Source organism: Streptomyces sp. NPDC096323 (assembly GCF_040302845.1).
In the GTDB taxonomy this organism is placed as follows: Bacteria; Actinomycetota; Actinomycetes; order Streptomycetales; family Streptomycetaceae; genus Streptomyces.
Map to the genome: position 1 here is coordinate 30,846 of NZ_JBEOSI010000017.1, position 14,989 is coordinate 45,834.

Annotated in this window: 12 protein-coding genes and 1 pseudogene; 12 read left to right on the forward strand and 1 reads right to left on the reverse strand. The window is 70.1% G+C overall.

The annotated features are described in order from the left end of the window. The first annotated feature begins 12 nt into the window (after positions 1-12). Genes ABTX18_RS34210 through ABTX18_RS34260 form a run of 11 tightly spaced genes read left to right on the forward strand, consistent with a single transcriptional unit; the run spans position 13 to position 13,183 of the window. Positions 13-591, forward strand: a complete 579-nt coding sequence (locus ABTX18_RS34210) for a CIS tube protein (protein WP_352126700.1) — start codon at positions 13-15, stop codon at positions 589-591. Further along, the gene (locus ABTX18_RS34215) at positions 591-902 is read left to right on the forward strand and encodes a hypothetical protein (protein WP_352126701.1); all 312 of its coding nucleotides are present in this window, start codon (positions 591-593) and stop codon (positions 900-902) included. The genes ABTX18_RS34210 and ABTX18_RS34215 overlap by 1 nt, the downstream gene beginning before the upstream one ends. A gap of 1 nt (position 903) precedes the next feature. Next, positions 904-2,022 carry a phage late control D family protein gene (locus tag ABTX18_RS34220; RefSeq protein ID WP_352126702.1) on the forward strand — a complete coding sequence of 373 codons (1,119 nt, stop codon included), beginning with the start codon at positions 904-906 and terminating at the stop codon, positions 2,020-2,022. Positions 2,023-2,035: 13 nt separating this feature from the next. After that, complete coding sequence (locus tag ABTX18_RS34225; RefSeq protein WP_352126703.1) at positions 2,036-2,701, forward strand: phage baseplate assembly protein V; 666 nt, start codon at positions 2,036-2,038, stop codon at positions 2,699-2,701. A gap of 9 nt (positions 2,702-2,710) precedes the next feature. Further along, positions 2,711-3,058, forward strand: coding sequence for a hypothetical protein (locus ABTX18_RS34230; protein ID WP_352126704.1), 348 nt, complete (start codon positions 2,711-2,713; stop codon positions 3,056-3,058). Next, on the forward strand, positions 3,055-3,441 hold the full coding sequence (locus ABTX18_RS34235; protein WP_352126705.1) for a GPW/gp25 family protein: 387 nt from the start codon (positions 3,055-3,057) through the stop codon (positions 3,439-3,441). The genes ABTX18_RS34230 and ABTX18_RS34235 overlap by 4 nt, the downstream gene beginning before the upstream one ends. Continuing rightward, a complete protein-coding gene (locus tag ABTX18_RS34240) occupies positions 3,438-4,979 on the forward strand; it encodes a putative baseplate assembly protein (RefSeq protein ID WP_352126706.1) in 1,542 nt (513 codons plus the stop codon). Before ABTX18_RS34235 ends, ABTX18_RS34240 begins: the two co-directional genes overlap by 4 nt. Then, the gene (locus ABTX18_RS34245; RefSeq protein WP_352126707.1) at positions 4,976-8,044 is read left to right on the forward strand and encodes a hypothetical protein; all 3,069 of its coding nucleotides are present in this window, start codon (positions 4,976-4,978) and stop codon (positions 8,042-8,044) included. The genes ABTX18_RS34240 and ABTX18_RS34245 overlap by 4 nt, the downstream gene beginning before the upstream one ends. A gap of 14 nt (positions 8,045-8,058) precedes the next feature. Beyond that, complete coding sequence (locus tag ABTX18_RS34250) at positions 8,059-8,604, forward strand: hypothetical protein (protein ID WP_352126708.1); 546 nt, start codon at positions 8,059-8,061, stop codon at positions 8,602-8,604. 33 nt (positions 8,605-8,637) lie between these two features. Then, positions 8,638-10,524: a DUF6519 domain-containing protein gene (locus ABTX18_RS34255; RefSeq protein ID WP_352126709.1), complete on the forward strand. Its 1,887-nt coding sequence runs from the start codon at positions 8,638-8,640 to the stop codon at positions 10,522-10,524. Between the two features lie 25 nt (positions 10,525-10,549). Then, on the forward strand, positions 10,550-13,183 hold the full coding sequence (locus ABTX18_RS34260) for a VWA domain-containing protein (protein ID WP_352126710.1): 2,634 nt from the start codon (positions 10,550-10,552) through the stop codon (positions 13,181-13,183). Positions 13,184-13,868: 685 nt separating this feature from the next. Here ABTX18_RS34260 and ABTX18_RS34265 read toward each other — a convergent pair. Continuing rightward, positions 13,869-14,052: pseudogene (locus ABTX18_RS34265) on the reverse strand (hypothetical protein); the annotation flags it as partial. 619 nt (positions 14,053-14,671) lie between these two features. On the opposite strand from ABTX18_RS34265, the gene ABTX18_RS34270 reads away from it, so the two are divergent. Then, positions 14,672-14,974 carry an Arm DNA-binding domain-containing protein gene (locus ABTX18_RS34270; RefSeq protein WP_352126711.1) on the forward strand — a complete coding sequence of 101 codons (303 nt, stop codon included), beginning with the start codon at positions 14,672-14,674 and terminating at the stop codon, positions 14,972-14,974. The last annotated feature ends 15 nt before the right edge of the window (positions 14,975-14,989 follow it).

Genomic DNA, 14,989 nt, shown 5'->3' on the forward strand with positions numbered 1-14,989 from the left:
AAGGTGAGGCCGATGCTGACCCTCCAGAACCCGAGCCGGGGCTTCCTGCTCGGCCACATCCCCGACCCGGGGGTCCCCGACGTCCTGGTCGAGTTCCAATACAACCCCACGCAGCTGGCGGACAAGCGGACGGTCAACTACGCCGCGCTGAACGCGCCCGGCCGACTGTTGCCCCTGCGCCAGTACACCCAGGGCGGTGACCGTACCCTCTCCTTCACCGTCCGGGTCGACGGCCTGTTCCCCGGCCCTGCGGACGAGCGGATTCCGATCAGCAAGGACGCCGAGGGCAGCATCGCCCCCGAACTGAACAAGTACCGGGCCCTGGTGTGGCCACGAACCCCTGACTGGCAGCACGCCGGGGCGAGCTTCACCGGCCTGTACGGGGGCGCGTCCGGGTTCGTCTCCCCACCGGACTGCGTCTTCGGCTTCGGTGACCGCATGATCGACTGTGTCGTCACCGAGGTCGGCATCACCGAGCTGCTGTTCACCCCCGGGCTTGCGCCGCTGCGTGCGGACATCTCCGTCACCCTCGTCGAACGGATGCCGGACGACGACGGCCCGAGCACCGTGCCGCTGAGAGGGGTCAGCTGATGGCGCCGGGCCCCGGCTCCCGGTTCGTGGGGCTGCCGACGCTGACGGTGACCGCGCCCGACGGCTCGTCGAGGCGCGTGGTCGCCCTCCGGCTGACCCGGCCCGCGCCGGGTCCGGTGACCCCCCACATGGTGGCGGAGGAAGAGGGCGTGGATCTGCTGGCCCGCCGCTTCTACGGCGCGGAGAATCTGTGGTGGCGCATCCTCGACGCCAACCCGCCGGCCTTCCCCCTGGATCTGCGCGCCGGTGACGTGGTGAACCTGCCCGAGGCCGGCCCGGTCACCCGTACGACCCGGGCCAGGGACTTCTGACATGGGCACAACGGTTCCCTACGTCAACGTGCGGCTGGAAGGCCAGGACGTCACGGACTGGGTGGAGTCGGTCTCGGTGACCGAGGATGACCGGCAGGCCGACAGTGTCGCGCTTTCCCTGTCCGATCCCCTGCTGGTCTACGCCGACGGACTCTTCGAGGGCAGCGTGATGGAAGTCGACCTGGGGTACGCGGACCCGGGCCAGCACGCGATGCTGATCCGCGCCACCGTCACCAAGGTCGAGGTCGCCTACCCGGAGAGCGGGGTGCCGTCGATTTCGCTCAAGGGCGAGGACCGGTCCATCCTCATGGGCTTGGTCGAACGCAAGAAGGTGTGGCGCGACCGCACGGTCACCGACATCGTGCGCGCCGTCGCCGCTCCGTACGGTTTCGCCCGGGTGGAGGCCTCACTCGCACCGGATCCGCTGATCCGGAGTCGGCCTCTCACCCAGGACGGCAAGACCGACCTGGCCTTCCTGCAGGAGCTGGCGCAGAGCTACCACGCCAAGTGCTTCGTCGAGCTGGACGACGCGGAGCAGGACGTCCTCTACTTCATCCCCGAGCGCAGAGTGGTCCGCCTGCGGCGGCCGGACATGCTCGCCCTGCGCTACCGAGAGGGACCCGGCAGCAATCTCACCGCCTTCTCCCCCAGCTTCGACAGCAGCTACATCGACCGCCTGAAGGAGACGACCGACATCGACCAGCAGGGCAAGCAGATCGCCTCCCAGCCCAAGGCACCGGCCGACGTCGTGGTGTGGCAGCTGGACGAGGGCCGCCTGTCCCGGGCGAGCGCCGCGGACCGAGACCGCCTGCGGGCCCTGTACGAACGCGGAGTTCAGCGCAAACGAGAGCTGCAGCAGGCACTCTCGGCCCGGCAGGTCACCGTCGGCCTGGTGGTGCCGGACCAGGGGGAACTGGAGGCGGCCAACGACTCCCTCGACTCGCGGCGGCTCGGGATGTCCGCGAGCGGCAGCACCGTCGGCACGATCTGGCTCCGCGCCAAGTCGAACGTCGTCGTGCACGGCGTCAACGACAGGTTCAACGGCGAATGGTACGTCTCCTCGGTCACGCACAAGGTGGACAACGGGGGATACCGGACCGACTTCAAATGCGTGCGCTGACAGGAGGAGGGACATGCCGGACCAGTACTTCGGGAAGTACACGGGGATCGTGCGGGACAACCGTGATGGGGCGGGCCTGGGACAGGTCCAGGTGTCCGTACCGGCCATCTTCCCGCCCAGCGAACTCATGCCGGCGCGCGCCGCGTTGCCCTATGGCTACCACTTCGTGCCCGAGGTCGGCACCAAGGTCTGGGTCGAGTTCGAGGGCGGGGACCCCGGTCTGCCGCTGTGGACCGGCGTGCAGTACGCGGCCGGTGAGTGGCCGGCCGAGGCCCGAGCCGATCCGCCGCAGTCGCGGGCCGTCCGGTCGGCCGCCGGGCATCTGCTCCTGCTGGACGACCGGGGCGGCGAGGAGAAGGTCTGCCTCACCGACGGCGTGCACCGGCACACTCTGACACTGGACGCCGACGGCATCACCGTCAAGGACGGGGTGAACGGGCACAGCATCACCCTCGGCCCCCAGGGGATCCTGACCGAGCTCGCCACCGGCGGCCGCATCGAGATGACCGCAGCCTCCACCACGGTCGACGCCGGTGCGGGAGTGGTGGAGGTGAGGGGCTCGCTGGTCAGGCTCGGAGCCGGATCCAGCCCGGTGATCAGGCTGGGCGACGCCGGCATCGGCAACCTCGGTGCACCCGTGGTCATGACCGTCACCACCAACACCCAAGTACTGGCATGAGGAGCGGTCATGGGACTCGGAGCGGACCAGGATTCCACTACGGAGCAGTTCGTCGCGGCCATGCGGCCGATCGCCGGGGACAACGTCGACATCCCTCAGGTCCGGGCGAACCTCGACGCGCTCGGCCTGGCCGTGTACCGCACGCTCACCGCGAACGCGGAGACGGGATCCGACGTGGACGCCGACGCCGCCTTCTGGCGGTGGGTGCAGGACGTGCACGCGTGGATCGAGGCGGTGCACGCAGTCATCGACGGATGGGGCACCGCTACACCGGCCGAGGCGGCCCTGAAAGCGGCACTCGGCGCGGTACCGAAACCGTCCGCGGCGCCTTCTGCGCTCAAGGGGCGAATCGTATGACCGACCGGCTGATGGGGCTGCGCTTCCCCTTCCGGATCGGACCCGGCGGCGGCGTGGAGCGGGCCGAGGACTTCGCCAAGGTCGATTCCGACCTGCGGCATCTGCTGGCCAGCCGCACCGGCGAACGGGTCATGCTCCGCACCTACGGCGCCGGAGTCCGCAACCGGCTGCAGGAGCCCAACACGGCGCCCATGCAGGCCCTGCTGAGGCACGACATCGAGCAGTCCCTGCGCCGGTACCTGCCCCACGTGCGGCTCACCGCCCCGGTGAGGGTGTCCGCAGCCGACGGACAGCTGACCGCCACCATCGAGTACACCGTGCACCCCCGTGACGAGGTCCGACGGCTCAGCGTGGCGCTCCAGCTGCCCGGGGAGCGGCCATGACCGGTGTGCCCCTCGACTACACGAACATCGGCTACGACGCCCTGCGGGCGTCCATGCTGGAACTGGCCCGGGGACGCCTGCCGGAGTGGACCGACCAGAGCGAGAACGATCTCGGCGTCCTGCTTATCGAGTTGTTCGCCTACGCCGCCGACCTGACGCTCTATTACCAGACCCGGATCGCCGCCAATCTGCTCCCGGAAACGTCCGACGAGCCGGACGCGCTCATCCAGTTGCTCCGGCTGATCGGCTACGAACTGATGCCCCCAGCGCCCGCCACCGCCGACCTGGAGATCGCCCTCGGAGCCACGGTCGCGTTGCCCTTCACCGTCCCGGCCCGCACCCGGTTCACCGTTGCGGAACCGGGTGGACGCCAGCTCACCTTCGAGACCGCGGCGGACGTGGTGATCGACCGGCTGCCGCCGCCGGAGACCGACGGACTGCGGCGCTTCTTCCCACTGCCGGTGGCCGAGGGCAACACCGTCGAGGAGGAACTGGTCGGTGTCTCGGACGGTAGCGCAAACCAGATCTATCCATTGGAGAAACGGCCGGTTCTCCGCGACTCGGTCTCCGTGACGGTGACTGAGACAGGCGGCGTTACCCGGTGGACGGAGGTGCCCACACTCGCCTCCAGCACCCCCGCCGACCGGCACTTCGTGGTCAGGCGGGACGCCGGTTACGGCGCCACTATCCGCTTCGGCGACGGGATCAATGGAATGGCACCTCCGAAGGCGGACTCCTCCCGCCCGGTACGGGTGGAGGCCACCTACCGGACAGGGGGCGGAGGCGCGGGCAACGTACAGGCGGAGCTGTCCTTCGTCTCCTCGCTGCCGCAGATCGTGCAGGCGGTCAACCCCGGTCCGGCCTCGGGCGGGACGGAGGGGGAGGACCTGGACCGGGCGCGTGCCCTGGCGCCGCGGCTGTTCCGGTCCCAGGACCGCGCGGTAACCCTCGACGACCACGTGGACGTGGCCCGTCAGGTCCCGGGGGTCGGCAAGGTCAGGGCGGCGGCGACCAACTGGAACGACATCGTGCTGTATGTGGCCCCGGCGGGGCAGGTCGCTTCCCCGTCCGAGATGCTCAAGCGCGACCTGCTGGCCCACTTCGAACGGCACCGGATGGCGACCGTGTCCCTCTCCGTGGTGGGCCCCACCCCGTGCGACATCTACCTGGGTGCGGTGATCCGGGCACAGCCGTACTTCGGACGGGAGGCGGTCAGAAGGGCCGTCGAGGAGGCGGTCGCCGCCTACCTGGCCTTCGACGCCGTCGACTTCGGTCGGCCGGTGTACCTGAGCCGGGTCTACGACCTGATCCAGGAACGGGAGGAGGTGTCGTCCCTGACGGTCGTCAAGTTCGGCCGGGATCCCGCCCTGCCGGCCGACATCGTGGACCACCCGGACGTGGAGACCAGCGGGGTCATCACACCGGCACCGCACGAACTGGCCCGCCCCGGCTACCGGGAGGCGCCGCCGGCCGATGCGGGCTTCGACCTGTCCGCCCGACCGGTGATCTTCACCCTCATCGAAGGCGGCATCTCGTGAGGAGCGTGACTGGCGTCCGCGCCGTCCCCCATCTGGAGGGCGGGCGTATTGAGCTCACATGGCAGAACCCGTCGCCCGCCGCGTTCGCCGACGGACCGCCGCTGGCCGGGATCCGGGTGGTCCGCCGGGAGCGGACCTTTCCCCTCGGCCCGGGCGACGGCGACACCCTGTACGAGGGACCGGTCGTCTCGTCCTTCTCCGACCGCGCGGCACGGCCGCTGGCCACGCACTACTACACCGTCTTCACGCAGAGCTCCGCCACGCCCGCGGAGCACTGGGCCGACGAAAGATCCCATGCCGCCGCCTTCGCGACCACCGCTGAACACGGACTGGGGGACGCCCTCTACCGGCTGCTGCCCGCCGTCCACCGGAGCCTGGACCTGCCGCTGACGGAGGCGGAGACAGCGCTCGCTCCGCCGGCGGTCGCGGCCGCGCTGGCCGCCTTGCCCGCCGGGCTGCGCGAGCGCGGGCAGCTCTACCGGTTCCTGTCCGTGGCCGGAGCCGCACTCGACCTGACCCGTAGCCTCGCGGAGGGGTTGAGACAGATCCACGACCTCGACTCCGTACGCCCGGAGTTCTTGCCCCCGCTCGCCCGCCTGGTCGGCTGGGAGTTGAACCGTACGGCGCCGGTCGACATCCAGCGCAGCGAGATCGCATCGGTGCCGTACCTGTACCGCGGGGTCGGAACGGTGCCGAACCTGCGGGCCATTGTGAACCGCTACACGGGCTGGTACGTGCAGGTCGCGGAGACGGCCCAGTCCATCGCACGCTCCAACACGGCGCCGGAGTTCCATGTGTTCGCGGTCACCGCCCCACCCGCCAGACCGCGCGCCACCGACGACGCCGGACCGCTGCTCGGGTTCGCCCACAACAACGCCTCGGCCTCCGGAACGGCCGGAGCCGCGGCGGCCCTGAACTCCAGCGCCACCGGTCCGTTTGCCCTGCGCCCGGGCATGCAGCTCACCGTGACCGCGGACGACCGGGTGCCCGTCAAGGTGGTGTTCGCACCCACCGACTTCACCGACATGGCCGCCGCGACCTCCCTGGAAGTTGCCGCCGTACTCAACCGGACCCTGTCCGAAGTCACCACCACCGCAGGGCCGGACGGCCGGCTGAGACTCACCTCGAACACCATGGGCGCGGGCTCGGCCGTGCGCGTCGAGGAGGCCCTCGCCAGTCTGGTGACGCTGGAGGGTGCGCCGGCGGGCCGGCTCAGCGTGTTCGGCACCGGCCGGCCCAGGCTTTGCTACGAGGTCGCGGAGACTCCCGGCAGACCGGCTGTCCGGGTGAAGACGTACCGGCGCGGCTCCTGGGGCGAAGCGAACCCGGTGCCCACCGGGCCCGAACCCGCCGCGCGCCCGGCCGGCGTCGAACTGCCGGACGACCGGCTTTTCCTGGCATGGGTCGACGATTGGGGTACCAGGAACGCACGTATCCGTTGCGCCGTCGCGACCCCCCACATGCCGGAACCAGCCACGGTCGGAACCGGTCATGCCGGGCCGTTCACCCTCCGGCCCGGCTCCCGCCTGGTGGTCCGGGTCCGCGACCACCGACAGGGCGTACGGTTCACCGCAGCCGACTTCGCGACCCCCTCGGAACAGTTCCCGGACCTGCGAACGGCGGATGCCGCCGATGTGGCCGCCGTGCTCTCCGCCCGGCTCACCGGCGTCATGGCCACCGCCGCACCCGACGGCACCGTCCGACTCGTCACCTCCGAGGCCGGCGGAGACGAGCGCCTGGAGATCGAGCTGGAAACCTCCGACGCGGCCGGGGCGCTCGGCTTCGGCCCCGGCAACGCCTCCGCCGCCGGGTCGTGGGGCGACGGCCTCGACTGGTCGCCGCCGCAGGACGTGACCGGCCCGGGGTGGGTGACGGACCCGTTCGCGGTCGTCGACGGACCGCATCATGTCCGGCTGTTCTGGTCCGCGCACGACGGCGCCCGCTGGACGATCGCGACCGCGCGCTGGGATAGCTCGGCATGGAGCGCCTCGGAGACCGTCACGGCCGGTGGAGGCGGCAACCGGGAGGCGGCGGCGATCGTAGCCGGACCGCAGGACGGAAAGCTGTGGCTGTTCTGGTCGCGGCGCAGGGCCACAGGCACAGTCGACGACGTGTGGACCCTCGCGTATCGCGTCCTTGACCTTGCCACTGGCAGCTGGGGCCCGGAGAGGGAACTCACCTCGCCCGTGCCGGACGGCCGGTCCGCCGACGGCGAGCCGGCACCTGTTGTGCAGCCGGAAGGCGGCCTGCGGGTGTACTTCAGCTCCGACCGCTCGGGTTCGTCGGGCCTGTGGGCCCTGGACATCACCCCGGCTGGTGTGGCGGGGGAACCCTTCCCGGTCCTCGTCGGTCCCGAGGAAAACCGCTCGCCTGCTCCGGTTCGGGCTCCCGACGGCACCGACTCCCTGCTCTTCCGCAGCGACCGGGGTGTCGCGCTCGCGGGGGTGGCCTCCCGAGAGGTGCCCGTCCGGGACAACAGGGTCACTTCGTCGCCGGCCGTCGCACCGGACGGAAACGGGCTGCACACCAGCGTCCGGACGGTCGATACGGGCACGCTCCGCAGGTACGCAGGCACAACCTCGGCGGTTCCGGCCGCCGCGGACCGCAACGGGCGGCGCAGACAGTGGGACGACATGCTCTCGTATACCCCGTCCAAGCCCGGAGGGACGACGGCCGGCGAAGAACTGGACGACGCCGACCTGTACACCCGGGGCACACTCGCGCTCTTCCTCAGCCCGCTCGTCCCGGAGTCACCGCTGTCCGGGCAGATGCAGGAGCAGTTGCGGCCGCTGCTGACGAGGTTCCTGCCGATCGGCACCCGCGCCGTGCTGGTCCTCGCGCCCCGGATGACCACCGAATACGTCTATCCGCCGGGCCGCGACATCACCGAGTCGTATCGCGACGACTTCACCGACCTGGAGGTGTTCCGGTCTCCGGAGGCGACCACCGAGGCGGTGCTGCCCGACTGGACCTTCTTGCTGGCCAGCACGCCCGGTCACGTATCGGCGAACCCGGACGACCCCACGACACTGCGGCGGCGGGCATGGTTCTCGCCACCCTCCTGAACGAAGGAACGGCCATGACGACTCAACGATCCTCCCTCGCGCCGCTCATGGGCGAGTACCGCGACGTGCTGCTCGACCCGGCCGGACGGATCACCTGGGAAAGCGGCGTGCGCAAGAACACGATCGCCACCGACTGCCGGCGCCTGCTGTGCGGCTTCCTGCATAGCGGCACCACCACGGCCCTGGGCATCACCGGACTGCAGGTGGGCAAGGGCGAGGCCTCCTGGGACCAGTCGCCCGGCGCACCACCCGCGCTGCCCAGCCGGACCGAGCTCGTTGACCCGCACTCCTTCACCGTGGCGGCGGACGCACTGCAGATCGACTATCTCGCCGGTACCGCCGTCAGTGCCACGCCCACGAACCAGCTGCAGGTCGTGGCGACTCTCGGCCCCGGCCGGCCCGACTGGCCGGACGCCCACCACTCGGACGGCACACTGCGCGAGTTCGGCCTGGTCGGCAGCCTCGACGGGGCGACCGTCCTGATCGACTACGTGATCCACCCGGCCATTCCCCGAGACCCACTCAGCACTCTGAAGCGCACCATCCGACTCGTCTTCTGACCGATCACGAACCCGAACAGCAGGGAGAGTACCGTGGCCGCAATCTCGCCCGCCACCTTCGACCCACTGCGCCGCTTCGTCAGAGTGAGGCTGCAACAGGGCGTCCCGATCGTGGACGCGGACACCAACGAGCGCGAGGACATCCAGAAGTTCGAACTGCGGGCCTTCCTCAAGTGGTTCGTCGGCGACGGCGTACCGGCGGGCAACGACGGGTTTAAGGTCGTCGGCACCGGCCTGCCGAACGATTTCGAGATCGGGGCCGGGTTCGACGGTGCCCCGGACGCACTGCACCGGATCGGCCGGTGTCTGGTCCAGGGGCTGGACGTGATGATCGAGGAGTCCGTGCAGTACAGCGGGCAGCTCCTGCACGAGAGCCGCGGAGCGCCCGCCATCGAACTGGCAGCCCGGCTGCAGGTACCGGTGATCGAGAGCATCGAGTCGCTCGACGCACCCGTGATCCTGGTGTACCTGGACGTGTGGGAACGGCTGGTCACCCCGGCGGAGGATCCGCGGCTGGTGCATGCCGGGCTGGGCACCGAGAGCTGTGCCCGCTGCAAGCGCGAGTGGGTCGTCCGGACCCGGGCCGGCGACGCGCTGCCCCTTCTCAACGACGCCGACTTCGACCCGACGCACGCGTACACCACCCTGGCCACCATCCAGCGGCGTACGGGCGACGCGCTCGTGCAGCCCGGGGACATCACCGACCGGCGCGAGCGGGGTCTGCTGGTCCCTCCCGCCAACCTGGTCGAGGATGTGCTGGGAACGGATCCCGCCGAGTACCGGCGGGGCAGGGGGAGACCCCCGATCAGCCTCCGGGAAGCGATCAACGCACTGATGCGGGGGGAACTGCCCACCACCGCCGACGCCCCGGTGGTCGCCTCTGCGACGGCACAGGTGCCGGGCCGGGCCTTCGTCGCCGACGGAAGCGGCGGCCTGGTCGCCCTCTGGTCCGGCGAACAGAGCGGCGGATCCGACCAGATCTTCGCCAGCCGGATGGACCTGGCCGACGTCCACGGCGGCTTCGCCGCCCCTCAACAGATCAGCTCCGGCGGCACGCATGTGAACCCGCACGCGGTCCTGCTGCCCGATGGGCAGCTCCTGGTCGCCTATCAGGCGGGGACCGTCGCCACCGCGGACGTGGTCATGAAGCGCGCGCCTGTGGGCGCGCTCGCGAACGCCCCGGAAATCCTGGTGGCGGCCACTGCCGGTGTCGGGGAAGCCGCCCCGTTCGTGACGCTGACCGGTGGCGTGGTGACCGTCTTCTTCCGCCTCTCGTCGACCAACCGGTGGCAGTACCGTCGCTGGCGCCACACCAGCAACGCCTGGGCCGACGCCGCGGGTCCGGTCCAACTGTCGGCGGTCACCGCCCTCACAGCCGACTTCCACGCGGCGGTCGACTCCAGCGGACAGGTCTGGGCGGCGTTCCACACCGGAGGCGACGTACATGTGCTGCGATTCAATCCGAGCACGGGCGTGGTGGACCAGGAGGAGACCTTCGACAGCGGCGGCGCCGACCAGGAGCCGTTCGTGGTGTGCACCCGCAGCGGTGACGTATGGGTCTACTGGTCATCCCCCTCGGCACTGCACGCACGCCGCTTCCGGGGCGGCGGCTGGGAGGCGGTGGAGACCGTCCCCACCCCGGCGGGCATCGCCTCGAGTCCGTGCGCCGTGGAAGACTCCGACGGCGCCCTGTGGCTGATGTGGTCCCGGGGGGACATCGGTGAGGCCGACCTGGCCGCGATGCGCCGGGACCCGCTCACCGAGAGCTGGGGTCCGCTGCGGCAGCTGACGACCTCCACGGGCGACGACCGGGCCCCGACCGCTCTCATCGCACCGGACAACGCGATCTGGATCTTCTGGGCCAGTGACCGCAGCGGCGTCACGAACGTCTACGCCAAACGCCTGGTAACCGCTGTATGAAGGCCGTCGGAGCAGAAGGGCAACGATGAGCGTGCCACGGATCACCCCGGCTTTTGCCGGATCACCCGTCTACACCGTGAACCACTCCAGAGGTCTGGTCGCCGATCTCGCACTCGACATCGGCATCACCCCTCCCTTCCCGGTCGTCGAGGTGCGACTGCCTGCCGCCGCGGACGTCGAGGTGACCCTGGTCCGGGGCACGGTGGCGCTTCCGCTGCTGCCGGGCCCGGTCGATGACACCACGACGTTCGCGAAGCGCCGGGTGATGGCCGACGCTGTCACGGACGGCTCGGATCTCGTACTCGCCGTCGAGATCCGTGCCACCGCCGGTGCCGCCGCGGGCGAGAACTGGTCCGTGCGCTGCGAGGCCACGGACCCGCAGCCGACATGGCAGTTCACCCAGGGTGACAACACCCCCGGCGATGTGACCGTTACCAGGATCATGTGCGATCCGGTGGCCGACTTCACCGTCACCGCACCGGCTCCGGCGGCCGGGGCGGTGCCCGAAGGGACGAAGGTCACCCTCACCGCCACGGCGGCGCTGGGCACAGCGGCTGCGCCGACCGTGGTCGGCGGCCCGGCACCCGCCGTCGCCTACCGGTGGAGCAAGACCGGCGGAGTGGCGATCCTCGATTTCCCCACGGCCTGCTCGGCGGTCCCGCAGGCGGAGTTCACCACGCCGGGGGTCTACGTGGAGAGAACCATCGACGTCACCGTCGACGTGTGGTTCGAGACCGGCTGTCCGGGGCCGGTCGGGATGCTCAACGGCACTGCCCCGGCGAAGTCGGTGACCATCGGGGTCAGGCCGCAGCACCTCGCCCTCGTCCTGGACCGGTCGGGAAGCATGAGCGGGGAGCGCTGGGAGAACGCCAAGACCGCCGCCCAGCTTCTGGGCAACCTCTTCGTGGCTATGCGTGCGGGGGTGAACCCGGCAGACCGGATCGAGCTGCTGGTGTTCGAGGACACGTCCTGCGCCTGGCACACGGCTGCCGATCCGGCCATTCAGCCCGTGCTCGGTCCCGCCGATCCCGACACGGCCGACACCCTCGTGTGCGCGGTGGACTTCGGGCCGGCGGGGAGCTGCACACCGATCGGCGACGGTCTGATCCGTGCCATCGACGACCTGTCCGCCCTGCCCGACGCCGGCGATCCGCAGTACACGATCGTCCTGCTGACCGATGGGTACGAGAACAGCGGGTCGGTGCGGGTGGCTGCCAGTACGCCGATTCCGGCGGGCACCCCGGGCACCCAGCGGTTCGGCGTCGCCCGCCGGACGGGGGCCGCTCGTCAGCGGGTCGACCGGCATTTGTCCCTCTACACCATCGGTCTCGGCGGTACCGTGCAGGAGGACGTGCTCGACGCTCTGGCCACCCAGTCCCAGGGGGTCTACCGGCACGTCGTCGACGTGTCCGGGATCGCGGACGCCATGGCCCAGATGGTCAGCTTCTCCCAGGCCGCTCAACGCGTCCTGCCGGAGCCCGGCGCCGGCCTCACCGAGCGCGTGGTCATGCTCGACTCGCGTATCAACAGGATGGCGGTCGCCGTCCTGTGGAACGACCCGGCCGACACCGTCGAACTCGCCTGGCGGACCCAGGGATCAGGCGATCCCTTCGCGGAGGTCACCCCGGCCGTCAAGCACTGCCCCGGGCATGGCTTCGCCTCGGTCGACCTCACGGCGCTTCTGGGCATGGATGAGGGATCAGTCCCCGCAACCGAGTGGCGCATCGTTCACCGGGACGGCTCTGGGGCGCCGCTGCCCCTGGACGACCCCGACCTCCTGATCTTCGTCGACCTCTTCGTCCGTGCGGACATCGTGTTCGACCGCGCGACGTACGGCACCGGCGACCCGATGGTAGTCACCGCCCGGCTGAGAGCGGGCGACGACCCGGTCACCACGGCGTCCGTGACCGTGCAACTGGCCAGGCCGGGAGAATCGTTGGGTTCCTTCCTGGCGGCCAACGGATCGCAATACGAGCCTTCCGCGCCGTACCCGCCCGATCCGCACGCACCCAAGGCGAGGATGCTGACGGATCTGCTGCGTCGCCACGAGATGCCGGACGGGCTGCCCGTCCTCGAACCGTCGTCTGTCTTCGAGGACGGCACCGACGAGCTGTTCGACGACGGCGCTCACCACGACGGCCCGGCCGGCAACGGCGACTTCGCCAACCAGTACACCGAACTGGACAAGGAAGGCACGTACACCTGGCGCGTCACCATCGTGGGAGAACTCCCTGACGGCAGCCGCTTCTCACGGGTCGTCACCGTCTCGAAGTGGGTGGGCATCACCCCCGACCCCGATGCATCCGAGGTGTTCGTGGGCCCGACGACGTCCTGGCAGGGGCGTCTGCTTACGGAGATCACGGTTCGCCCCCGGGACCGCAACGGGGAGTTGCTCGGCCCGTTCCGTCCGGAAGACGTGATCTTCAAGTCCCGCCGCTGCCCGTTTTTGCCCGCCCAGGAGGAGGAACCGCAGGAATGGGCCGGGGTCCGCTACCCGTGCCGGGACGGAGGCACGGTCCTCAGCAGGTACGACGGGGGATACAGCCGCGTCGTGATGTGCGAGGAGGGAGAGGAGAACGAGGTGGTCGTCACGGTCAGAGGGGTCGTACTGCCGCCGGTGGTGATCGACGGTCACGATGCCGCCGACGGTCGTCCATGACCGCACACGGCGTCGGCGGGGCGGGCAGGTCAGCGAGGCGCCTTGTGACGGCTCCACGGATCCCTTGCCCCCTTCCCCCAGGGCCCCGAATCGGCCTGTGTCCCGCATCCCACCAGGCTCACCATGAGGTGAACAAGGAACAATTCAAAGGGGCTGAACACCCCTTCGAAACCGTGGTAGTTATCGCCGGGGGAGCTGCGGGGCGGGCCGGTTCAGCGCTGTCGCCCTGTGGCATGACGGTGTATGTGGCAGGCCGTACCCGGCGCGGATTCGAGTCCCGGCACGGCGGTACCGTTGCGCAGACCGCCGCCCTCGTCGATGCGGCCGGCGGCGAGGGCATCACCGTGGCTCTCGACCATGCGGACGACACCGATGTTGCCCAACTGTCTGCCCGATCGGCGGAAGAGCACCTGCACACGGCGGCCGGAAGGCAGGAGCGGAGGCCACGAGCAAGCCGATCCTGCCGAGGCCCTTGTCTGCGACCTCCACGTCGATGCGGATCCGGTTCTGGGCTCGCCGGAGCTTTTGTCTAGGGCTGCGTCCCCTCCGCCCAGCCGGCGTGGGGTGTGCGCCGGCCAGGCGCGAGGCACACGCCGCCCTGGACGTACTCCAAGTCGGACACGGCTGCGCGAGGGCGCGCGGCGCCGTGAGGGTGCCGCACCAGCGCGCCTTGCGCTTTCGGTGGTCAGCCGGTGGTGCACGACACCGTTGGCCAGTTCCGGGAACCGTTGGTCTGCAGCGTCACCCCAGGTGTTTCCGCCGCCGTTGGGCCTCGCGGTCAGGACTTGAGCGCTGGGGTACGACGCGCTGATGTTCCAGGTGGAGAGGATCTTCTCGGGGGAGGGGACGTTCATGGTGACGGTCCAGCTGCAGGCCACAGCAATCACCGACCGATGGGGCACCGCTCACTACGGCCGCCTGTTCGGAAGCCTTGCCGCGCCGGCCACCAGGCCTCAGCCCTTGCCCCCTTCGCCGGCGCGTCCTTGGCCGCATCGCTCGGCGGACACCCTCACCTGTTCATCGCCCTCGCCTGCATAGCCGCAGCTGCCTGTCTCACCGCACTCAGAACAACAACCGGGTGACGAGGCGGGACCTTAGGGCCGGCAGCGGCTTGCGGGTCTGATTCATGAGCCCCCTTTGCCACAGCCGAACCGCACAGGAAGGAAAGCTGATCGGCGGTGCAGGCCCTCGCTGGCGTCCCTTCACAGACCCTCCCTCTCAGGGTGGGCAAGAGGCCAGAGCCGTGCCGGTGAGCAGGGCGGTACGTCGTGCCCGGATCGGTGCGGAACATAGACCATGAGTGCCGGTCGGCCAAACCGGCGATGGTGGCGACGATGGGAGTAGCTCGCGTTCGGCTCCGCTGACGCCGAGGCTCTCAGAGGAGGCGAAGTCGCCAGACCGCGGCTCGGCGCTGCGGGCCAGGCGCTGGGATGCTGCGCCGCCCATGCCTGTGCGAGCGTTCCCGGGCACTCAAGGAGAGTGAAAGTCGTGTCTGTTCCGATCAAGGGGCTTCCGCCGAATGCGAAGGAAAAGGTTCGGTACCGGTTCGTGGTCGACGTAGGAGCTCATCCCTCGACTGGCAAGCGGCGGCAGGTGACCCGCACCTTCTGCACTCTGAGGGAGGCGAAGGGCGGGTACGCGCACATCATGCACCGCCGCTACGAGGCCGCGGCCGTGCCGTTCGATGCCAGGTCACTGGACGACTGGCTCGATGCGCTCCAGCGCAGCTCGATGAGCCATGCCGCCCCGGCTTTGCCCTCGCGGTCGACGGTGCTCCGTGCGAACTCCTAACTCATTCGTTATGAG